The sequence below is a fragment of the Lysinibacillus telephonicus genome, from assembly GCF_003966145.1.
GTDB classification, from domain to species: domain Bacteria; phylum Bacillota; class Bacilli; order Bacillales_A; family Planococcaceae; genus Ureibacillus; species Ureibacillus telephonicus.
The window spans coordinates 1-21657 of record NZ_RXNR01000065.1; the positions used below are offsets into that span (position 1 = coordinate 1).

Sequence of the window (21657 nt, forward strand, 5' to 3'; positions counted from 1 at the left end):
TCATACCTAGCCTTATATGAGATTCGTGTTCCTCGGACCGGTGTTTTGCCTCCAGCTTCCTTCAGATTCCGCGTCGCCACGGACACCCTTGCTCTTAGCTAACCTCTACTTCTGTCTTCGGGGTTCGGGACTTGCACCCTATAGTTCATACGCATGCCGGGCGCACGTTAAAGGGGACGTCTCATAAGGGTTTGAGACGTCCCCTTCCTACGACGAAAGGTAAAGCCAGCAGTCGCAATCTATCTGTACCGAAAGCACAGCGGCAGGTACAATCTATCTGTACCGAAAGCGAAGAAGCAGGTATAAAAACTTGATATAAAAGTATTCTCATATCAAGAAAACTATCCCACAGCCCATTTCAAGATATTGATAAAAGCTTTCTTACTTCGTTAATACATGCAGCTATTTATAGAGCGAAAAAAGCGTAGAAATGTAAATTTTACCTCTATACACTGTTATTTTACCTATTCCGCTTTTAATTCCACTACAACAATCTCTGGTAAATTAAATATCCGATAAGGCACTCCGCTATTTCCTAAACCACGGCTAACATTCATTGTCGTTTGCCCGTCCTCATATAAGCCAGCTGTATATTTCGGGAAGAATCCCTGCCCTGGCGCAACTAGGCCACCTAATCCAGGGAAGCGAATTTGCCCACCATGTGCATGGCCAGCAAATACAAGATCAATGCCATTTGCTACATAAGTATTAAATTTCTCTGGTCGATGTGCTAAAAGAATCATAAGCCTCTCTTTATCTACTTTCGACATCGCCCAATTTAACATTTCCTGTGTTTCATGACCATTAAGTGGATCTTCAATACCGATAAGAGAAATGCTTTCCCCGCCCTTATGTTTTAAAGTAACAGAGGTATTAGGCATGACATGAACACCTATTTCCCTCATAGCTTCATAAATTTCATCTACCTGATTAATAGCAACCTCATGATTGCCGATAACATAGTAAACTTCTGCTATATCCACCAGCTGACGAACAGCAACTAAACTTTGCTCAAGGTTATACCGATTACTGTCAATTACGTCACCAGTAATAAATATTACATTCGGATGGGTTTTACGAACCTTTTCCACAAGACGCTCTTGGTTATTACCAAAAACAGCATCATGCAGATCAGATATTTGGGTAATACGAAATCCATCAAAGCTTTCAGGTACTTTTTCCGATTCATAGATATGTTCTGTCGTAACAATCCAATTATTATTCACATATAAAAAAATATAAATCCCTAATATAAGGAAACCTAATTTTAATAATTTTTTCAAAACAACTCGCCCGATCCATTCATTAAGTTAATAGGCACATTCTTAGCCCATCTTTAAATAATAGTAACATGCTTTGTATCATTCAAGTAGGAATAAATAGACCTATAATGTAATTGTAATATTTTCCTTACCGCAACGAGTTTTTCTTAAAAAATTATCCACAGTTTCACTCTTTAAAAATCACTTATTCAACTTTCTCCACAGCTTTATCCTCAACCTTCTCATTTGTCCACAAGTTCACTTAAATTTGACCTTAATATCCTTAAAAACTTATCCACAATTCATAAAAAGGAACTGTCCAGAGAATAAAACTTTCTGAACAGTTCCTTTCTTATTGGGGATAACTTTCTTTATTTAAACTCTCATCAGTATTAATTATTACCGAATCTCCCCCATATAAGGCAGGCTTTAGCTCATCACTACCAGAGCCCTCTGCTAATGGAACTCGTGAACGATAGGCTGCTCGACAAATTAAATGTCCTGCCACAGGTGAAGTAATGAAAACAAATATAATCCCTAAAATTAGTCGGATACTAACATATCCATCATGGAACCAAAAATAGATAAATGCCCCTAACAAACTTAAGAAAACTGCCAAAGTTGAACTTTTTGATGCAGCATGTGATCTCGTATAAACATCAGGAAGCCTAATTAGACCAAGAGCACTTATGACACTAACAATGGAGCCAAGTAAAATTAATAATATAGCAACCCACTCAAGAATCTCCTTTACGCTCAACGATGACACCCCTTTCGATATATTTCGAAAAGGCAATAGTTCCGATAAATGCTAATATACCTAATATTAGAATCGCTTCCAGGAAGGCCTTCGTCTTTAACATTATTGAGACGATGGCAATTGCTGAAATCAAATTCACACCGATTGTATCAAGCGCAATAGCTCTGTCTGGCATAGAAGGGCCTACGATGACACGGTATAAAAGAATTGCAATGGCCACCATAAACAATGTTAATGCAATTAATAAAATAGTCTCCTTCATTTATCGTGTTACCTCCAAAATCGCTTTCTCAAATTTCCCTATTGACCGAATAACCTCTTCTTTTGATTGTTCAATATCCATCGCATGGATATAAAATAAATTACCTTCCTCCGACACTTCCATTACAACCGAACCAGGGGTAAGTGTTAATAGAAGTGCCAATACAGTCACTTCCCACTCTCCCTTTAAGCTCGTTTTATATGTAAAAATACCAGGAGTAATTTCCAATTTTGGTGTGAGGATATATCTCATTACTGAATAGCTGGAACTGATTAGCTCCTTAATAAATAACAAAATGAGATATATAATTTTAGTCACTCTTCTTAAATAAAATTGTGTTCCAAAAAAGCGATGCATCACATATAAAATGCCTATTCCTACTACAAACCCTGTAAAGAAGGTTGTTATTTGCGGAATTGGTTCATCTGCTAACAATAGCCATAATAGTGCAATGAACAGATTTAAAATAAACTGGCCTAACATCAACTCACCCCTTTAATATCGCATCTATATAAATAGAAGGATTTATTAAAGTTCTTGCCGCATCCTTTACATAAACTGAAATTGCTTCAGCTCCTACACCAATGTAAACAATTGAAATTGCTAATAAAATAAACGACATTGTTGCGCCTTTCGGAATAGGCTTTCTATCTTCGAAGCTTATCGTTGTTTCTCCAAAAAATGAGGCTAGGAAGATCCTTAATAAAGAATATAAAACGATAATGCTAGATCCAAAGCCAATTCCAAGCAATACATAGGAACCCTCTTCAATAGCACCTTGGCCAATTAAAACTTTCCCAACAAAGCCACTTAATGGTGGAATGCCTGCCAACGCTAACATAACGATAAAGAATATCCAACCAAATAATGGATAATTGCGGATTAACCCGCTTATTTTTTTAACAACGGTTTCACCCGTTAAATAAATCATCATACCAATTAATAAAAATAATAACGCCTTTGCTATCATGTCATGAATTAAATAGTAGATAGCACCTGTAATTGCTGTTTCCGTACCAACTGCAAGACCGATTAAAATAAAACCAACCCCAATGATGACGTTGTATGTTGCTATTGTATAAACATCTCTGCCCGACAAAGCTCCCATACAACCCGCAATAATCGTTAATCCAGCCATTACTCCGATAATAGTATGTGTCACCTCTTGATTTAAAGGGAACATTAAAGTAAATAAGCGGATAAGTGCATAAATCCCAACCTTCGTTAATAATGCAGCAAACAAAGCTTGCACTGCGGTTGGCGGCACGCTATATGAACCTGGCAACCAAAAGAACAGAAGTAATCCAGCTTTTAAACTAAATACAACTAAAAATAAAATTGCTACAGTTGTTAGCATTGGATCTTGCCCAACTTCCGAAACTCGCATTGCAATATGGGCCATATTTAGTGTTTTTAATGTGCCATACAAATATGCAAGCGCCACTAGAAACATCCAGGAAGCCACTACATTTATAAGTACGTATTTTAATGACTCACGTAATTGAATCCGTTCTCCACCAAGGGCAACTAATACATAGGAAGCTAACAACATTACTTCAAAACATACAAAAAGATTAAAAATATCTCCCGTTAGAAATGATCCATTGACTCCTGCAATTAAAAACAGCACAAACGGGTAAAAAAACATATGTTCATGGCGATTACCTATCGTGGAAAACGCATAAATTAAACAAATCGTCGTTACTATACTCGCAGTTAAAACAAGTAATAATGAAAATGAATCAGCAACGAATAGAATACCGAAAGGAGGGAGCCATCCGCTAAAATCTAGTCTTAGAATCCCTTCTATTTGTATTAGTTCCAGCAGCACATATGATATTAAGGATAGAAACAGCATTGTAACAAGGCTTATAATCCGTTGGAGCATTATGTGACTGCGCAAAAAAACAAGCAATACTGCCGTTATTATTGGAATAATAATCGGCAAAACAAGTAAATTATTCATCAGACATTCCTCTCAATTCACGAAAATCCGCTGAACCATTTTTTTTGTAAGCCCGATACGCCAACACTAGAAGAAATGCAGTAGTTGCAAAGCTAATAACTATTGCTGTTAATATTAATGCTTGAGGCAAAGCATCTGTAAATGGTCCATCCGATTGACTTAGTAATGGAACGCCACCTGTTTTAAGTCCTCCAACAGTCAAAATTAGCAGATGAACTGCATGTGACAAAATAGCTGTTCCCAAAATTACACGAATAATATGTCTAGATAAAATTAAATAGGTTCCTATTGATACAAGAATCCCAACTAATACAACCATTAAAGATTCCATATTATTCATCCTCACTTATGCTTAAAATAATCGTTACAAGCGTTCCAATAACAGTTAATGCTACGCCTGCCTCAAAAATTGTTACTGTTGTTAAATGTTTTTCCCCTAGAATTGGGATGTTGAAATAAGCATCCGTCTGTGATAGAAACGGTGCGTCAAAGTAGAGAGAACCAATTGCAGAACCAGTAGCTAATAAAACTCCGAATGCTGCAACTTTTTTAAAATCAAAAGGCATTTTTTTATGAACTGTCTCAAGATCATAGGTTATATAAAGAAGTACAATCCCCGAACCTAAAACAAGTCCTCCTATAAATCCTCCACCAGGTGCATTATGTCCAGAAAAAAACAAGTAAACACCTAGGGTTAGAATAATGAATACTACACCCTTAACGACCGTTCTTAAAATTACATCATTAATTTTCACTATCTGCATCCTCCCTTTTCGCTTTCAACTTAATGAGCGTATATACTCCTAAGCCGGCTATAAAGAGAACAACAACTTCCAGCATCGTATCAAAAGCGCGGAAATCTCCTAAAATTGTATTAACAATATTCTTTCCACCTGCTAAATGATAGGAATCCTCAAAGTATGTCGAGATTGATTTAAACTTATCGTAATTAATTACTGCTAGACCAATTATTGAAACGGTAGCTCCTACCAAAATAGAGACAAATCCCTTTGACATTATGGAGCGTTTTGAATCGTTTTCTGGTGTTAAGTCAGGCAAGTACTTAAAACAGAGCAGGAATAATGCTGTTGTTACAGATTCGACAACGAGCTGCGTCAATGCCAAATCTGGCGCACGGAAAATAACAAATAGGAATGCAACAGAATAGCCAAGCACCCCATTTAATAACACCATCGATATTCGTCCTTTTACAAAGATTATCGCTACGGATGCGAATATCATAATAAACACTAAGAGCAACTCATAACTCTCGATGGCGGCATCCTTCGACGGATCCCACTCAAAAGCTCCGGTATAAAGAAAAACGCCCGCTACGATTGCGATGAAAAGCATATAGATATAAATAAAATAATAGGTTAAATCACCATTCATATAGCGCTTGGTAACGGTTTCTGAAGTATTTTCGCTAAATGTGATAACCCTCTCATAAATGGCATTGAACGTCCATTGTTGTGGGAAAATGCGGTAAATCCTTTTCCAATATTTAACCGTTATAAATAAAATAATCCCTACTATAACAACACCTATAGTCAACTGCAGTTCCGTATTAAACCCATGCCATGCCGAGACATGAGGTGCAATTTCTTCAGCGGAAGAATATGCTGGGAAAATACTTAACATTGCGGGCTTTAAAATATTGTTGCCTAGTAAATTTGGGAAGAAGAAAATAACTACAACAAGTCCAATAAGAATAAATGGTGGAACTAGCATTCCAAATGGCGGCTCATGTGGATTTTTCTCTAAAATATCAGGCTTAATTTTTCCGAAAAACGTTTTACTAACGATAATTAGGCAATATACAAATGTGAAAACACTTGCTATCCAAGCGATAATAGGGATGAACCATGCAATACTTTGGATGGAGGAAATATTTAATTCTGTAATTGTTAATACTGCTGTGAAAAACATTTCTTTACTCAAAAAACCATTAAATGGCGGTAATCCAGCCATAGAAAAGCATCCAATTAATGCAATTGTAAAGGTAAATGGCAGGAATGACATTAGCCCACCTAAACGTCTTATATCCCGAGTCCCTATCTCATGATCGACAATACCGACCATCATGAACAGGGCACCTTTAAAGGTTGAATGATTAATTAAATGGAAAAGTGCAGCAAATGAGGCCTGTGTATAAATAATGCTTTCTTTCGTAGAGCCTAAATATATAGCAATAGATCCTAATCCGAGCAAGCTCATAATTAAGCCAAGCTGACTAACTGTAGAAAAGGCTAAAATTGCTTTTAAATCAACCTGGCGAACTGCATTAAAGGATCCCCAGAATAACGTAATTAATCCAACACCTGTTACAGCCCAAAACCATACAAGCTCTCCGCCAAAGATAGGTGTAAAACGAGCTACCAAATAAATACCAGCCTTTACCATAGTTGCAGAGTGTAAATATGCACTAACTGGTGTAGGTGCTTCCATTGCATCTGGCAGCCAAATATGAAATGGGAATTGTGCAGACTTCGTAAATGCACCGAAAAGAACTAATATAAGTGCTGGAACAAATAATGATTGTTCACTAATCACATTTATATTCGCAATAATTTCTCGAATACTAAATGTCCCTGATATCTGGTATAGCATTAAGAAACCAATTAACATCGCAATGCCGCCTGAAACCGTAATAGTCATTGATTTCCGCGCACCTGCTCTAGACGCTTTCCGGTGATGCCAAAAAGCAATCAATAGAAAAGATGAAACGCTGGTTAACTCCCAAAATGCGTATAACACCATTAAATGATCTGAAAAAACGAGACCAAGCATTGCACCCATGAATAGTAATAAATATAAATAAAAGTGATGCAAAGATTCTTTCATTGATAAATAAAAATTGGAGTATAAGATGACTAAACTGCCTACACCTGTAATAAGTAAGCCAAATATTAAGCTTAGTCCATCGATATAAGTTGTGAAATTTAAATCAAAAGAGGGAATCCACTCATATGTATGAGTAATCGTTTCACCGTTTACTATACGAGGGATATATGTAGTCAATAAAATGAATAGACTAATCGGGATAGTTAGGACTATCCAACCAATATATTTCTTTTTCAGTCGCCTATAAAAAATAAGCATAAGTGCTGCCATAAAAAAAGGAAGTATAATAATGGCAAAATCAAGCGTCACAAGCTAAAACCTCCTAACTCTATCTTTATATTTACTTGACTTCCCAGTATGCTCTCTTCATAATATTGTGTCATATAGGGAAATCATTTATTTCAAACCACCTTATAAAAATAAGTAATTTATTACAAATTAATAATATTTTACTAAAAATACATTAAATATTACAATTTCAGTATACAATAGAAATGTCATAGATGCACTTAATACACATTCACTTCTGCTTATTTATACTTTTATTTTCTAAAAAATATTATGATATATTTTTATACTGGACTAATTTTAAGAGGAGCAAACGATAATGAAGCATGTGAAAATAACGGATGAGAGTATTTTAGTTTGTGTATATTATGGACTTAACGGTGAACGTCTTATTCGTCGTGGACATAAGCTTGCGACGTTGCTAGATTGCCCACTTTATATATTAACTGTAGATACAAAACCACTTGATGCTTTCGATGCAGAAAAATCCGGATATATAGAAAAATGGACACAATTAGCTGAAGAGCTTGAGGTTGAAAAATTTATCATTCGTGATAATGAAAAACGTCCGATTCAAAAAGTAATTTCTGAAGTTGCAAAGGAAAACAATATTACTCAAATTATTGTTGGCCAAAGCGCACAAAGTAGATGGGAGGAAATTACAAAGGGTTCTTTCTTAAACGTTTTGCTAAAAGAAGTTCCTTTTGTTGATTTCCACATCGTATCTGTAAATCGTCCGATAGAAGACGAAGCATACGGCACATATGAAAAGGGTGTCCGCGCCTATGTTATTAGAGATATTGAAAACTATAAAATTGTGTTTACTTGTCCAAAATCTGAATCATTGGAAGGCATCTTTTTCAAGGAAATTGGAACAGATTTTGATAATGGTATTTTTAAATTTTCGTTTGCAAATAAAATGCATGAAATTACTATAAAAGAAGGATTCGTTAGCAATCCACACCTTATCCATGCCATTTTAAGTCCTGCTCAATAATCAAAAAGGCTATTTTCGTTTTCATTAAACGGAAATAGCCTTTTTTGTATACAGTACAACGTTTTAGCCCATGCTAGGTAAAGGATTGAAAGGAGTTTCTAAAATGGAAGCATTTACAGAGGTAAACATTTTTGAAATGATATTTCGTACAACCGTTGCCTTTACTACCATCTTAATTTTGGCAAGAATTATAGGAAAAAAACAGCTAAGTCAATTTACATTTTTCCATTATGTAACTGGGATTACTTTTGGTTCTATTGCCGCTGAAATTTCATCCAAGGCAGATGGGGTGTTTATAGATGGTCTAATTGGGCTCATATGGTGGACGGTTTTAACTTTATTAGTAAGCTTTATTACATTGCATTCAACAAAAGCCCGTGTTTTAATCGATGACAAGCCTATGATTTTAGTTAAAAACGGCGTCATTATGAATCAAGCGTTAAAAAAAGCCAGACTTCATACAGATGAGTTAACGATGTTATTAAGAGAACAGGGTATTTTTTCTGTCGACGAAGTACATTATGCTCTTTTTGAAACAAATGGGGAATTGAGTGTAATAAAAAAACCAGCACACAGTCCTGCAACAAAGCCAGATGTAAAAGCAGATATTACAATACCACCTTTTGTACCTACAGAAGTTATTGCAAATGGCAAAATCCATTCAAAAAATTTGTTGGAACTGGATTTAACAGAAGAGTGGCTGCGGAATAAACTTCGAAAGAAAAAAATACAAAATATTGAAGATGTTTATTATGCTCAAGTTTTAGAAAATGGGTCTTTATATGTTAGTTTAAAAAATAGTAATGGTAATTCTAGTTCTTAGAATTACCATTACTTTTTATAATTTATAACCAATCTTTTATTTCATCATAATGTGGTAGTGCTGTTAGGGCGCCGGGTTTTGTAGCAGCAAAGGCACCTAGTTTATTGCCAAAACTTACGCACTTTACTAATTCTTCGGCAGTTGTAGGCAAACCATTGAAATGAACAAATCGTAAAACCCCCGCCATAAATGCGTCACCTGCTCCTGTTGTATCAACCGCTTCAACCTTTTCTGACGGTACATGGATGATGTCTCCATTAAGCAAAGCATAAGCTCCATTTGCACCTACTGTAATTAGTATAATCGGTACTAAAAATTGATTGATAACTTCAATTCCATCTTTTAAGTTATCTGTTTGCGTTAAGAAATATAATTCTTCATCAGTCAATTTAAGAATGTGCGCATCCTCGAAAAAAGATGTTATTGTTTCCCTGCATACTTCTTCACTGTCCCAACGCAACGGACGAATATTTGCATCAATAGCAATGATAGTCCCCTTATCTTTTGCCATTTCAATCCCTTTTCTTGTTGTAGCAAGGGCTGTGGGATGAAACATTGTTCCTGAGCATACATTGAAAACCGATGCCTTTTTAAAAGCATCTTCATTTAATTGTTCGGGCAATACTTGCAAGTCTGGCGTTTCATCTACATAATCTTTAAAAATTCGTTCACACTCTTGTGTTAGATGAACATAGACACCACTTACCCGTTTTTCTGGCATTAAAATTGAATACTCCATATTAACGCCTTCTTTATCTAGCTCTGCACGGACAAATTGTGACGTCTTATCATCACCTGTAATTGTCACTAATGCAGATGGGGCACCAATTCTGCTTATTCCAGCGGCAACATTAACTGTTGCACCACCTAAATAAGTTGTGAATGATGTATTCGTCATATCATTCGCTATATAATCAACAAAAGCATCTCCGTAAACTAATACGAAACCTTTATTTGACTGCTCCATGGGTTGTCCAACCTCCGAATAGTTACTCTATTAAGATTATCATAAAAATAGCATAAAATTAAAGTTTTATACTATTCAGATAGTTAATAAGAACCCTTTATTCTAGAGGGAATTACGTATTTTACATATAAGCAAGTCCTATAGCACCAAATCAATATATGATTAAGCAAAAAAATCACAAAAGTGGCGTCTAGCACTTTTGTGACTATGAATATCTAGGAGCTATTTTGCTGCTTTCATCAAGCTTGATGTTAAATCAAAAATTAATTGCACGCCCCAATTTTTATGTATACAAATTTTGTGAAAGTTTCTTCCAGTGCACAAATCCAACAATAATGACATTCTATTATTATTAGGAAGTCTACTATTCAAAAAATTAAGCATTCATATTTAATTTGGAGTGCGGTTTTTATAGTTTAAACTTATACATATTCTCAAATAATTTACTTGAAATTTCCGAAAGCTCATCTGACTGGTTTTGCAATGATTTCAGCAGATCAAATAAGGTAATCGTAATATCTGTTGTAGATTCTGAACGGTTATCTGATATTTGGCGAATTTCTTCAGTTTTTAACAAGATATGCTCAATATCATCTTTATTTGGAAGATTTTTTATTTTTTCTTCTACAAGTTCTAAAAAATCCGAGATGTTATAAGCATCTTCTCGAGCCTTTGAAGTAAGGTCAATTGATAAATCATAAACTTTTTCAACAGATTCATCCGCTTCTTCTTTTAAGCCCAAGGACATTCTTTGAACTTTAGAAGCTTCTTTTGTTGTTTCTCTTAATACTTTATTTAAAGTTTCTGTCATATGGTTTGTACTTGCGGAAAGATCAGCTAACTCGCCTTTTCCTTTTACTTCACTTCGGGAAGTAAAATCGCCCAATTCAAGCTTCTTAATTTGTGAAATGATAACTTGAATATTTTTATATATCGAGTTGAAAAATTGGGTTGATAGTATAAACATAGCTAATAAGCTGATAAAGCTAGTAATAAGCAGAAATGTTGAAATTTTTTTAACAGGTAAAATCATTGCAGTATAATCTAAGGCGACAAAAATAACTTTCCCATTATCCATTGGGATAAACATTTTATAAATCTTTCTAGAATCAATTTCTGTGATATAAGCCGTCTCCTTTGGCTCTTTAGCTATTGAGGCTAAAATATCCTCATCTTTTCGATCAGCTAAATTAAATTCCCCATATACAACTTTTTGTAAAGGAGGATACAACTTTTCAGCTAAAGAAGGGTCTGCGTATACATTAGGGTCCAGTACAGCTACTTCTTTTGCTAATGAATTAGTTTTCAGCACTTTTTCTATCCAATTATTAGGACCAACCTTTTGTGTAAACTGATAAACTTCATTCGCTTCTATATAAAGGTTTATTACATAGTCCTGCCCCTCCCCATGATAATAAGCGTATTTGTAAAGTGAAGTTTCGTCCTGATTTGAGCCTGATTGAGTAGTATAAAGAATGATAGTGTTTTGGTCAACATAGCTCTCAGTACTCTGAGTAATTTCTTTGCCGTTTAATAAATTACTAATCCCAATAAACGCTTCGTTTTCAGGGCCCAGAGTTTTTTTAAAGCTAAATCCTATATCGCTTGGTGCTGTTGATTTTACCCCTACAATATCATCTTCCTGCTGTGCGAAAATGGTAATACCCGCAATATCAAATTCCTCACTAATTGCCTTAAGTTCTTCATTTGTAATATTATCTATCGTTTTTGTCCCTAAACGATCGCTTACTCGTTGTGCAATTACTTTTAATCTTAAATCTAGCTGATTTTCAATTGCCCTTGAAGCAGAATTAGTTTCATGAATTCCTTGTTCAATACTATAAGCAATTTTTATTGCTTCTCCTTTTACATTATGGTCAATTTGATTGCCGAGGTAATAATATTGAAAGACAGCTGACAGTCCTGAAATGGTTAACAAAACAATAAGCATCCGAAAAACAAATTGTTGCCTTAACGTATTTTTTCTTTCTTTTCTATCTTCTACTTTTGTCATTTTTCTTCCCTCAAATAATTAAACATAGATTTTAATGCTATTTTATCAACTTTACCTTGTCTAATAGGTAATTCTTTAATAAATACAACCTTATCAGGTATTTTATAAGCAGCGATTTTTCCTTTACAATGTGAGCGAATATCGATGGATGTCAGCTTGTTTGCTACGATGAAGGCTATAACCTGTTCACCATAGACATTATGTGGGGCTCCCAACACACACACTCGCTTCACCCCTTCTAACGAAGAAATTACTAGTTCCACCTCGCTAGGTATCACTTGCTGACCACCTTTTTTAATCAAATCTTTTTTTCTTCCTATGATTTTAAAAGTCGTTTCATTTACGAATTCAACTAAATCTCCAGTTTTGTACCAACCATTCTCAAATACTTTATCCGTTAATTCTGGGCTATTATAGTATTCTGTAAAAAGTGCCCCCGTTTTTACATATAATTCTCCATCTACCACCTTGCTTTCCGCTCCATCAACCAACTCATACTCATCAGTATTTAGGAGATTGGCATTCGCAATAGCCCCTGTTTCAGAGCTTCCATACTGCGAATTAAATCGAGCATTTTTTAATAATGGGAATGATGCTGTAAAGTTTTCTGGAATGTATTCACCAATTAAACAAACTAATTCTATGTGCTCCATCACATCGGGTTTTAATTGCTTCGAAAACGAATAGATGGCTTTTAGGATTGAAGGAGTAGTTACAATTTTATTGCACTTCTTTTCACTCATTAAACCTATAATCTTTTGTAAGTCAAATTCATTCGGAATAATGGCATGTGCCCCTCCATGAATTACAATATTCATTGCAAGCACTCCAAATATTGTACTTGTCGAGGTATATATCATAACTGTATCAGCAGCTTTAAGTTCAAAGAATTCTGAAATATGTCTAAAGGAATAGTCAAATGATTGATCATCAAACACCAAGCCTTTTGGGGTACCTGTACTTCCCGAAGTACAAAAAATATAGCTTTTTTTAAGATCAACTTCTACTAACTTTTCGTTTCCATCCACCACACTAGTTTCCCAGTCAACACAATCAGTAGAAGTAAAGAATACAGTATGCCCTTTCTTTTCACTCGCCCACTCTTTAATGAGTTTCAAAAAGTTAAACCCGCTATAATGGACAACTGAAAAAATAATATGAGGATTAGTAAGGTTTAAAACATTTGTTAAATCCGCTTGTCTAAATTGGCCATTTAAAGGGATAACTGTACCATCCAAATGGTTAATTGTATGTACTAAAGGAATAAACTCTTCAATGCTAGGTACAAGTAGAGCAACACGTTTTCCGCTTATATTAAGCGGGGTTAACAAGTGTTCATATTTTTTTACTCGATGTAGTAACTGATTAGCTGTATAACAACCTTTAAATGTTGTTAAGGATACGGTATCTAGGCTTAAGTTTGAAAACACTCGTTCAAGTAGTTTCATAATTACCCACACTTTCCACTATTTCAAAAAGCCCTCCAACAGTTTGGATTTTGTCGGTATTTTGGATAAATACCTCGAATGGAATATTAAATTGCTCTGCGACAGCAATTACTAGGTTAACTAATTGAAGGGAGTCAATCTCTAATTCTTCTTTAAATTTAGTAGTTTCCGATACTGAAATAGGCTCCATATCTATTATTTCAAACAATGTTTTAGAAAAGTCTTTAAACACCATTGATATTTTCCCCTTTAAGCCAATTTATTGACCTTTGTCTTAATTCCGGCAATTTAAAATTACAGCAGTGCCCCTCATCCTCATAAGTGATAAGGCGTTTTTCAGGAGAAAGCTGGTCGTAAAGGTTAAATAGCTCCTGACTATCCATCATGACGTCCTGCAATCCATGAAATACGATTATGTTATTGACTAATTGTAATTCTTTGAAATCAGGTAAAAAACCCTTATCAACATCTTCTAAAACGTTAGACATACGGCTCTTGAAATAATCGGGAAGATTAATGCCAGCTCCCGGCGGTGGACTTACAGAAACTATTTTTGATACGAATGGATTTTTGCCAGCTTCAATCGCCCAAGCACCACCAGAACTAGTACCAAACAAATTGATTGGCAGTCCTGGAAATGCCTTGTTTGCAAATTTAATAACACCACTTAAGAAAGATGACCAATTCTCTTTGTTAGCTTTATGCTTATGGATTAATAGTGTCTCACCTTGACCAGGGCCATCAAAGTTAAGTACGATAAAACCCGCTTCAGCAAAATCAGTCTCATATGTGTATAATTCTTCTTTATTGGAGTCAATTGGGTTGACTATAATAACTATTGCAGATTGCTCCCTAAGGGGCTTCCTAATTCTGCCGATGTATTCTTTATCGTCAACTTTTAATGTATATTTTATAATATCATCCTTAGACTGCTTATCTGCCTTTTTGAAAGCTTCTAAGCACTCGTTGTACCAGCTCATTTTCCTATTATTCGGCTCAGGTAATATCCATTGAATTAAGTTGTAATATTGACCTGACAGACGATAGCATTGTTCAGCTTTGGCACGGTTTTGATTGTCGGTATATTTTACGGCTTGTAATGTTAGATTTTTTGCTTCTTTTTGAAACACATTAATCCATCCGTCTAGACTTGCGAGATTCGAAAGGTTATTGTTAATAACATCTTTTTGCAATCCATGTGCAATCCATCTACTCCAAAAGCCTTCTTGTAAAACACTCGATAGTATTGTCTTTTGAATCGTTTTATCGCTATTCAAATCCATCGTTTTCACCCGTTTCATTTTCGAATACTAAAACAACCGTTGAACCTTCCTTAGATGTTTTAAGCAATACGCGGTTTGCAAGCTTCATCATTAATGTAAATCCTTGTCCTAATGATTTTTTTGTAGAGTAGCCTTCAGTTAAAACTGTATAAGGTAAAATGTTTAAAGGAAATCCAGTACCTTTATCTTCAATAATCACATTTAAAGATTGCTTTGTTTGTATCAAAATGAGCCTACCATCTCTTGCATGCTTAAGTACGTTTGTTATCCCTTCTGAAATAAGTAATACATAGCTTGAAATTTTACTTTGCGACAATCCTAAACATTGCAAAACATCCTTTGCTTTATTTCTTGCCTTTGGAATATCTTGTTTTTCAATAACAGGCTCTATGCATAAAACTTGTCCATTTTTATATACCTCTAGTTCCTCTTCCTTTATTAGAAGGAATTTCCTTTGACTTGCTGCGTGCATAACATCTCTATAAATTCTCCATATTTGTTCCTCTGCACAAATTTCTTTTCCTTCGAGATCTTTTTTATTAAAATAAATCGATTCATCAGTTTTTACGATTTCATATATTTCAAGCAGACTTTTATGGTATTTTGCCTCAAGCTCCAACATCTGAATATTAAAATAAACGTCCTCCCCATTTTCTATCCAAGAGACAAGCTGGTCAGCAAGATAAAAAAGATAATCCTCTTGTTTGTCCAAATTTAAATTCTTCAACTCTTTATTTAATGCCTCGATTATTAATCTGCCGCTATTACAACTCTCTACATCGACAAGCTGACCTAGCTTATTTGCAATCCATCCAACAATCGATACTCTTTGATGTAGCTGTAAAGAATCAATAGTGGCTAATGTTTGGGGCTGTTGAACATTCTTCGGTTCTTCCCCCCCTAGTAGTCTTCTGAGAAGCGGATTCATTTTCAATACCACTCCCCGCTTAAAGTATGCCTAATGGCGGCATTATAGTAATTTCATCAATTACTGCACCATCTGGTTGGCATAAGATTGCCGCAATATGCTTAGCAATTGTTTCTTGAGGAATCATTTTAGATTTTTCTGGATGGTTTTCGATGTGATCCCAAAATTGTGTATTAGTAGATCCAGGAAGTACAGATGTTACATATACCCCTTGCTTTCTTAACTCTAGTTGCATTACTCTTGATAATCCAAGCAACCCAAATTTAGATGCAGAGTACCCTGCATTCCCTTCAAGAGTTGCAGTTCCCGCAATAGAATTAATATTATTAATTTGACCTCGTTTGTTTTTTATCATATGCTTGGCAAAATATTGTGAAGCTAAAAAAGATCCTCTTAAATTAACTGAAATCATGCGATCAAATTCTTCTATTGGTAATTCCAAGAAGGAGCTAAATGATCCATATCCCGCACAGTTAACTAAAGCATCTATTTTCCCAAATTTTAATACCCCTTCATTAAGAAAGTTGGTTATTGAACGTTCATCTTCAATATTAAGTTGTTGCGGAATTACCTTAGTTGGTAATATAGCGGATAATTCTTCTAATTCTTTAACACTTCTCGACCCAATTAATAGATTTGCACCTTTTGATGAAAGAAGGATGGCAGTAGCTCTACCAATCCCTTTTGTAGCACCGGTTATTGCGACATTTTTACCTTTTAAGATATTGCAGTCAAATAGCATAATCACCCTCACCTAAATATTCAAAATAATTTTTATCAGTTTCCCAAATTCCTACTTTATGAAGATTAGGAATATGCGACTTTAATATTTTGTAGATCACCATTGCGACAGCTTCTGAAGTAGGATTTAACTCCTTAAATTCTTCTGTATCTAAATTTAAATTCATATGATCGAATCTATCGATTATCTCACGTTCAACGATTTCATCTAAATCAGCCAAATTTATTATCATCCCTGTTTCTTTTGAAGGCTCTCCCTTTACTTGTATATCAACATAATAGTTGTGACCATGTCCATTAGGATTGTTGCACTTTCCAAATAACTTTTTATTTTCTTCATCAGATAAATAAATGCTATGTAGTCTATGCGCCGCAGAGAAATGATATTGTCTCGTTAAATATGTCATACTATCGATCTTCCTTTCAGCCGATAAATAATGATTTTCATAAAGTCTTAAACGATAAAGTTCACATCCTTTAAACTGCGGTTTTAACGACTCCCAAATATAATTCACAATATTCTCTGTAGTAGGGATATTTTTTATAAAAAAAGGATGCTCTCTATCTAAAAATTTCCCATCAAGTTCTTCTGCTAAAAAATGATTGACAATTTGCTTAATATCCGCTGTATTTACAACAATGCCAGAAGACAGATTTAACGTTCCTCTAACCATTACTTCCAATTTATAATCATGCCCATGTCCATTTGGATTGTTGCATTTGCCAAATATCTTTCTATTTTTTTCTTTATTCCACCGCGGATTATTGTACGTATGAGTAGCTGAAAATTCCGATTTTCTAGATAAATACAGCATTTTGCTCCCTCCAAACTTCAGACTCTTTCCAATTGATCTCTCTATTTATAATTTCTTATAAAGAACAACATTTCTGAAAAACAATTCCCTTTTGAACTGTTTACACAAAGTTTATATTTCCAGCACACAAACTCTTGTAGTCGTCGAGATGTCAATTTTACTGTTCTAGCAATTTCCGGAAAAACTACGACAAAATTATTATTTGCATCATGAAATAAAATTTTTCAGCTTTTACTGATTACTCTAATCTCAATAAGTATCCCTCCGGAATTATTATTATCAATTGAATATACACATATCACTTTTTACCTTTTAATAGAGATAATAACAAGGGTATATAAACCTATAATATAAATATTTATATATATTTAAAATTACTTTTTGATTACAAAATATTCTATTTTCTATAAATTTTAAGATTTAAGTATTAAAAATTATATAAAAATACCATTATATTCATTAATAATCAAATTTATCTTTCACATGTTTAAAATGGTAGGAAAATGATTTTTCTAAAATTTTCAAAAATGTCCTATAAATATTTTCGTGTTCCTTGATTTCAATTCCTTCTTTAACATAAATAATTCCTAAATTCTGTAGAAATTGGACATTTATCGATAAACTGTTTTATCATACGGTTAGTAAATTAAATAGAAATGCAGGTTAATACATCATGAAATTTCAACTACTATATCCACTGCTAATCATTATTGCATCGAGCAGCTACGGTATTTTATCAACAATTATTAAGGTTGCCATGGGACAAGGCTTTACATCCGGTGAAGCTGTCACAAGCCAATACATGGTTGGTTTTTTTCTAGCGCTAATTTTGTTTGTTATTACACAAAGAAGCTTGCCTCGTTTAAATAAAACTGGGTTACTTACGATTGTTTGTGCAGGTATTTTTACTGCAACAACTGGAATCATTTACGGAAAATCATTAGAGTACTTGACTGCATCCCTTGCTGTCGTATTGTTTTTTCAATTTACTTGGATTGGGATGTTTATTGATTGCATCTTACATAAAAGGTTTCCAAGCCGGCCTGAAATAATCTCCCTTGTTTTTTTATTAGCCGGAACTATTTTAGCTGCGGGTATTCTTGATACCGATTTATCAGCTATTGCTTGGCAAGGATGGGTTTACGGATTACTTGCAGCAACTAGCTTTGCAATATTTATTCAAATTAATTCAAGAAAGGTGGAAGGAATATCAATAATTTCTCGTACACTTCTCATGTCATTTGTTGCACTGATTGTTATTAGCATCTTCTTATCCCCTGAAATTCTTTGGAATGGCACATTAGTAAATAGTCCCTTGTGGATTTTTGGACTTATTTTAGGGGTGTTTGGTATTATTTTGCCAATTTTATTATTCTCCATTGCAGCTCCAAAAGTAGGTGGCAGTCTTTCATCTATTTTAAGTGCAATGGAATTACCTGTAGCAATCCTAGCCTCAGTTGCTGTACTACATGAAAAATTAACTATTATACAGGTATTTGGCATTGTAATAGTACTAATTGGTATGGTATTACCAACTGTTATAGCCCAAAGAAAAAATTCAGTTTAACATTTAATATGAATGAGTTAATTTGTTTGTTGATTTCATAGTTAAAAGATATTGGAATATTATAGGTAATTCTTTGTGGGGTGATTCTATATGTTTCAAGATTATAAAAGCCGTATTAATGAAATTGAGGGCAATCAGTTCCCTTCTACTAGTTATCGTCAAATGGTACTACAGCCAGCATATGAAGAAGCTAAAAAACATTTTTTGAAGTTGATGGTGCAAATACATATTGCCCATTTAAAGATGCTTGAAGAACAACAACTTGTTACAAAAGAAGAGGCGAAACTCATTGGGCAGGCCATTACGAAACTAGATTTGGACTACTATGAGCATCGAGATTACAACCCACAATTTGAAGATTTATTTTTCCGAATTGAAAATAAACTAATCGAGCTAGCTGGAGATGTCGCAGGTAATTTGCATATTGGGCGAAGTCGAAATGATATGGGAATTGCTATCTACCGTATGACTTTACGTAAAAGACTACTTTCACTCATGGAGGAACTGTTATCCTTTAGGTCTTCTTTAATAGCTTTTGCAGAAGAGCATGTTGACACTATCATGCTTGGCTATACCCATACACAACAAGCACAGCCTACAACCTTTGCACACTATTTGAAAGCGGTAATTGACCAGCTTACTCGTGATTTTAAACGAATGCAAGGTGCTTACAAAACAATTAACCAAAGTAGTATGGGGGCTGCTGCCTTAACTACTACAGGTTTTAATATTAACCGAGAACGCATGAGAGATCTTCTTGGATTCGACGATATTATAGAAAATGCCTGGGATGCAGTTGCAGGAGCAGATTATATCGGGGAAGCAGCAAGCGTCGTCCAACTTGCAGCACTTAATCTTGGGAGAACTTCACAAGACTTTCTACTGTGGGCGACACAAGAATTCAATGCATTTAGTTTAGCAAGCCCATATGTTCAAGTTAGCTCAATTATGCCACAAAAACGAAATCCAGTTTCGATAGAGCATACGCGCTCCCTGCTATCATCTGTTGTAGGAGATGCTTCAACCGTATTACAAATGATTCATAATACGCCTTTTGGGGATATTGTCGATACAGAAGATGATATGCAGCCATACCTATGGCGAGCAATGGAAAAATTAAAAGGAATTTATAAACTATTCGGCAGCTTAATAGTTACAATGGAAGTTAATAAAGAAAAATTATTAACTCGAGCCAAAAACAGCTTTGCTAACGTAACTGAGCTTGCCGATTCCCTTGTTCGCTCTGAAAAAATTTCGTTTCGACAAGCACATAAAATCGTTAGCAGTTGTATAAAAGCTTTATTAACTAAAAAACAGGAATCACTTGAGAGCCTAACTTGGGAACTTGCAAATGAAAAAGCATTAGAAATAATTCAAAAGCCTTTAACAATCTCAAAAGAAGAGTTCTATAAAGCTTTAAAACCTGAATTTTTTGTTCAAGTCCGTACATTAGCTGGCGGCCCTGCACCGGAGACAATGCGTAGTTCACTCCTTCAGGCACAAGCAGTATCACCCTTGTTAGAAAACTGGGTAAAAGAAAAAATTGATACCATACGTAAATGTGAAGAACAGTTAAATCAATTCCTTGAAGGTTGGAACAAGGAATGAAAGAGAAAATTATTTTAGCAGTCGATGGAGGAGCTACAAAAACCACTCTATCAATACGCTCTGAACACGGGGAATGTTATTTTGAAAAAACTTCTACTGGCTCAAATGCTCAAACAATAGGAGCTCATGCTGTTAAGGAAGTTTTAAATGAATTACTTTGGGATGCATATCAATCTACAAATTTAGAAAAGATAGACGTCGCAGCATTTGCTATAGCTGGAATTGATAGCGCTTCTGATTTGAAATTAGTTAGTGAAGTCATTGAATTCTGCTGTCAAAAGGTGCCTTTTAAAATAGAAAAGATAATTATTGAAAATGATGTACACTCAGCATTACTTGGCTTAGTCGGTTTGAAAAATCCTGGTGCCCTAATTATTTCTGGAACTGGTTCGATTTGCATGGCTACTGATGGAAATGGATACATTGTACGTACAGGAGGATGGGGACACCGCGCTGGTGACGAAGGCAGTGGATATTGGATCGGGAAAGAAATTCTAAGCATTGTATTTAGAATGGAAGATGGACGTTTAGAAAAAACATCCGTCTTAAAGGAACATCTTTATAAAAAATTGCACATTGAAACAACTGAGCAGCTTATAACATGGCTATATCAGCCTAACTATACAAATGCCCAAATCGCAAGTATAAGTTCAATCTTACAAGATGCTGTTATACTTGGAGATGAGCAGGCAATTGCAATAGCCCGGCAAGCAGCAAAAGAACTTTATTTTTTAGTAAAATCAGCACTGCAGAAAATCAATTATGTGAAAAAACCATTAACTCTTTATGTAAATGGCGGGGTTCTACAACATAATCCTATTATCTTAAACTTACTACAGCAATATACAGTACAAACTTATCCGGACATAACTTTTACAGTTTGCGACAAAAGTCCAATCGAATATATTTTTAAAAGAGCATTGTTTAGTTTATAAAAAACATACTAACATTAGTAGTACAAACTGGATCTACGTCAAGTTTTTGGACACAAAAAGATTAAGTTTTTTTGCACAACAACCATTCATGGATTGTTCCACATCCCAAGTAGATTGTCAAAGTGAAAAGAGCCTTTGACAATCTACTT

The 21657-nt window shown here is 34.8% G+C and carries 21 protein-coding genes; 5 read left to right on the top strand and 16 right to left on the bottom strand.

Translation table 11 applies throughout. The features are described 5' to 3' along the window. Positions 1-464: 464 nt before the first annotated feature. The 8 genes from EKG35_RS16665 to EKG35_RS16700 form a co-directional block, all read right to left on the bottom strand. Positions 465-1283: a metallophosphoesterase gene (locus EKG35_RS16665; RefSeq protein WP_126295675.1), complete on the bottom strand. Its 819-nt coding sequence runs from the start codon at positions 1281-1283 to the stop codon at positions 465-467. A gap of 331 nt (positions 1284-1614) precedes the next feature. Further along, a complete protein-coding gene (locus EKG35_RS16670; RefSeq protein WP_126295676.1) occupies positions 1615-2022 on the bottom strand; it encodes a Na+/H+ antiporter subunit G in 408 nt (135 codons plus the stop codon). After that, positions 2000-2284 (bottom strand): Na(+)/H(+) antiporter subunit F1, encoded by a 285-nt coding sequence (locus EKG35_RS16675; RefSeq protein ID WP_126295677.1) that lies wholly within the window; start codon positions 2282-2284, stop codon positions 2000-2002. The genes EKG35_RS16670 and EKG35_RS16675 overlap by 23 nt, the downstream gene beginning before the upstream one ends. Next, positions 2285-2767, bottom strand: coding sequence for a Na+/H+ antiporter subunit E (locus EKG35_RS16680; protein ID WP_126295678.1), 483 nt, complete (start codon positions 2765-2767; stop codon positions 2285-2287). A 4-nt stretch (positions 2768-2771) separates the two neighbouring features. Continuing rightward, the gene (locus EKG35_RS16685; protein ID WP_126295679.1) at positions 2772-4250 is read right to left on the bottom strand and encodes a Na+/H+ antiporter subunit D; all 1479 of its coding nucleotides are present in this window, start codon (positions 4248-4250) and stop codon (positions 2772-2774) included. Continuing rightward, on the bottom strand, positions 4243-4581 hold the full coding sequence (locus EKG35_RS16690; protein ID WP_126295680.1) for a Na(+)/H(+) antiporter subunit C: 339 nt from the start codon (positions 4579-4581) through the stop codon (positions 4243-4245). The genes EKG35_RS16685 and EKG35_RS16690 overlap by 8 nt, the downstream gene beginning before the upstream one ends. Before the next feature lies 1 nt (position 4582). Then, positions 4583-5005 carry a Na(+)/H(+) antiporter subunit B gene (locus EKG35_RS16695; protein ID WP_126295681.1) on the bottom strand — a complete coding sequence of 141 codons (423 nt, stop codon included), beginning with the start codon at positions 5003-5005 and terminating at the stop codon, positions 4583-4585. Continuing rightward, the gene (locus EKG35_RS16700; RefSeq protein WP_126295682.1) at positions 4995-7403 is read right to left on the bottom strand and encodes a Na+/H+ antiporter subunit A; all 2409 of its coding nucleotides are present in this window, start codon (positions 7401-7403) and stop codon (positions 4995-4997) included. The genes EKG35_RS16695 and EKG35_RS16700 overlap by 11 nt, the downstream gene beginning before the upstream one ends. Positions 7404-7701: 298 nt before the next feature. Between EKG35_RS16700 and EKG35_RS16705 the strand changes: the two genes are divergently transcribed. Continuing rightward, a complete protein-coding gene (locus EKG35_RS16705) occupies positions 7702-8379 on the top strand; it encodes a universal stress protein (RefSeq protein ID WP_126295683.1) in 678 nt (225 codons plus the stop codon). A 103-nt stretch (positions 8380-8482) separates the two neighbouring features. Next, positions 8483-9202, top strand: coding sequence for a YetF domain-containing protein (locus EKG35_RS16710; protein WP_185807797.1), 720 nt, complete (start codon positions 8483-8485; stop codon positions 9200-9202). 22 nt (positions 9203-9224) lie between these two features. Here the strand turns inward: EKG35_RS16710 and EKG35_RS16715 are convergent, their stop codons facing one another. From EKG35_RS16715 to EKG35_RS16750, 8 genes are all read right to left on the bottom strand, one after another. Continuing rightward, positions 9225-10169, bottom strand: coding sequence for a carbohydrate kinase family protein (locus EKG35_RS16715; RefSeq protein WP_126295684.1), 945 nt, complete (start codon positions 10167-10169; stop codon positions 9225-9227). A 409-nt stretch (positions 10170-10578) separates the two neighbouring features. After that, entirely contained in the window at positions 10579-12183 is a 1605-nt protein-coding gene (locus tag EKG35_RS16720) for a methyl-accepting chemotaxis protein (RefSeq protein ID WP_126295685.1), read from the bottom strand. Next, on the bottom strand, positions 12180-13631 hold the full coding sequence (locus tag EKG35_RS16725; protein ID WP_126295686.1) for a class I adenylate-forming enzyme family protein: 1452 nt from the start codon (positions 13629-13631) through the stop codon (positions 12180-12182). Before EKG35_RS16725 ends, EKG35_RS16720 begins: the two co-directional genes overlap by 4 nt. Further along, a complete protein-coding gene (locus EKG35_RS16730) occupies positions 13618-13866 on the bottom strand; it encodes an acyl carrier protein (protein WP_126295687.1) in 249 nt (82 codons plus the stop codon). Before EKG35_RS16730 ends, EKG35_RS16725 begins: the two co-directional genes overlap by 14 nt. Next, positions 13856-14932 (bottom strand): alpha/beta hydrolase, encoded by a 1077-nt coding sequence (locus tag EKG35_RS16735; protein WP_185807798.1) that lies wholly within the window; start codon positions 14930-14932, stop codon positions 13856-13858. Before EKG35_RS16735 ends, EKG35_RS16730 begins: the two co-directional genes overlap by 11 nt. Continuing rightward, positions 14901-15842 carry an ATP-binding protein gene (locus tag EKG35_RS16740; RefSeq protein ID WP_126295689.1) on the bottom strand — a complete coding sequence of 314 codons (942 nt, stop codon included), beginning with the start codon at positions 15840-15842 and terminating at the stop codon, positions 14901-14903. Before EKG35_RS16740 ends, EKG35_RS16735 begins: the two co-directional genes overlap by 32 nt. Before the next feature lie 19 nt (positions 15843-15861). Next, a complete protein-coding gene (locus tag EKG35_RS16745; RefSeq protein WP_126295690.1) occupies positions 15862-16584 on the bottom strand; it encodes an SDR family oxidoreductase in 723 nt (240 codons plus the stop codon). Next, the gene (locus tag EKG35_RS16750) at positions 16574-17398 is read right to left on the bottom strand and encodes a 6-carboxytetrahydropterin synthase (protein ID WP_126295691.1); all 825 of its coding nucleotides are present in this window, start codon (positions 17396-17398) and stop codon (positions 16574-16576) included. The genes EKG35_RS16745 and EKG35_RS16750 overlap by 11 nt, the downstream gene beginning before the upstream one ends. 673 nt (positions 17399-18071) lie before the next feature. Between EKG35_RS16750 and EKG35_RS16755 the strand changes: the two genes are divergently transcribed. From EKG35_RS16755 to EKG35_RS16765, 3 genes are all read left to right on the top strand, one after another. Beyond that, complete coding sequence (locus tag EKG35_RS16755; RefSeq protein ID WP_126295692.1) at positions 18072-18965, top strand: EamA family transporter; 894 nt, start codon at positions 18072-18074, stop codon at positions 18963-18965. Positions 18966-19055: 90 nt separating this feature from the next. Further along, positions 19056-20573 carry an argininosuccinate lyase gene (gene argH, locus EKG35_RS16760; protein WP_126295693.1) on the top strand — a complete coding sequence of 506 codons (1518 nt, stop codon included), beginning with the start codon at positions 19056-19058 and terminating at the stop codon, positions 20571-20573. Then, positions 20570-21508: an N-acetylglucosamine kinase gene (locus EKG35_RS16765; RefSeq protein ID WP_126295694.1), complete on the top strand. Its 939-nt coding sequence runs from the start codon at positions 20570-20572 to the stop codon at positions 21506-21508. Before argH ends, EKG35_RS16765 begins: the two co-directional genes overlap by 4 nt. The last annotated feature ends 149 nt before the right edge of the window (positions 21509-21657 follow it).